2 protein-coding genes are annotated in these 1,245 nt (G+C 31.9%); both read right to left on the minus strand.

What is annotated here, in order from left to right; genetic code table 11:
• Nucleotides 1-58: 58 nt before the first annotated feature.
• Entirely contained in the window at nt 59-766 is a 708-nt protein-coding gene (locus F6K06_RS33565) for a transposase (protein WP_287245598.1), read from the minus strand.
• Between the two features lie 18 nt (nt 767-784).
• Complete coding sequence (locus F6K06_RS33570) at nt 785-1,225, minus strand: transposase (RefSeq protein ID WP_287309164.1); 441 nt, start codon at nt 1,223-1,225, stop codon at nt 785-787.
• Nucleotides 1,226-1,245: the final 20 nt, after the last annotated feature.

Raw genomic sequence — 1,245 nt, forward strand, 5'->3', positions numbered from 1 at the left:
TCTGAAAGTATAGTCATTCGTAGTGGTTCAAGCACTACAGGGTTAAACGGCAAACCCTTTATTCCCCAAAAACATCGGGAATTACTTTTCTAATTATATTAAATGCTCCATTCACATCAGCATTTAATAACTTTTTATCTCCTGTTTTATACAATCCTCTTGCTATTCTTTTTCCTTTAAATATCGGTTTTGACTCACCAGATTTTGGTAATTCATCTTGCTCTAAAGAACTTGATTGTGATCTATAGGATTCTTCGGTAATTATTACTTTTATCCCTTTTAACTGAGCTTTATATCTTAACATCTCTATTAATCTATAATCAGGTATGTTAACAAACTCTTGATTGTTCTTTTTCCCGGGATTAATAGATTGTTTCCACTTTTCATTCTGTCCAATTATTAAGGTTCCTATTTGGTGTACCTCACACCAATCTATTACTCTTTTACTAGCTGTATGTAGATAATTTTCTACTCTACAGTTTCGTTTATGAGTTAGAGCGTTTAACCGATTAGATGAGTTTTGATGATTTTTGGTTTTCAGTTGGGATTGTATCAGGGATAGTTTTTTATTATCAAGGGTGTTAATCGCTTTTAATGGTCTGCTATTTATCAATAAAGGTGCTACACCTGTTTGATTTGTAGTTACAGCCATTAAGTTATTCACTCCTAAGTCTCTTCCTGCTACCTGTTGATTATCTGTTGTTTTCTCCGATTTTTCAGAGAGTATTTCAATCATATAACAGCTGCTTTTTTGTACTATTCTCACTTCTATAATTGACTTTTGTTATCTGGGAATTTTTAACTCACTCATGGATAAGTTACATCTTCCTTTTTTGAGAGTTTTTTTGTCAATTGATTCGTGATAATAGACTAAAATATTTTGACCTTTTGTTTTGTTTTTATATTTAGTGATTTTTGGTCTGACTAAAAATTTATGGGGCTGTTTTTGCCATGCTTTTAAAGCGGCAAAATAACTACTCCAAGCTGAGTCTAATCTTCTGATTATTTGCTTACTAACTTTAGTTGGCAAAGCTTGATCATCGTAACTCTTAGATACTAGATGATACAGTTGATTAAAGCTTAGTTTCTTTTTGTTTTCAAAAAAAGATTGGCGCTCATGGTAATTGGCTAAATTGAACAGATTTTTTGACAAAAAAGCCTTCTGGTCACAAGCTGACCATAAATAATGTGATTTGCTAATAACATGACGTTCAACTAGCTTCATACCTTAATTGTAGGTAATAA

Origin of the sequence: Okeania sp. SIO1H4 (assembly GCF_010672695.1) — a bacterium.
Taxonomy (GTDB): domain Bacteria; phylum Cyanobacteriota; class Cyanobacteriia; order Cyanobacteriales; family Microcoleaceae; genus Okeania; species Okeania hirsuta.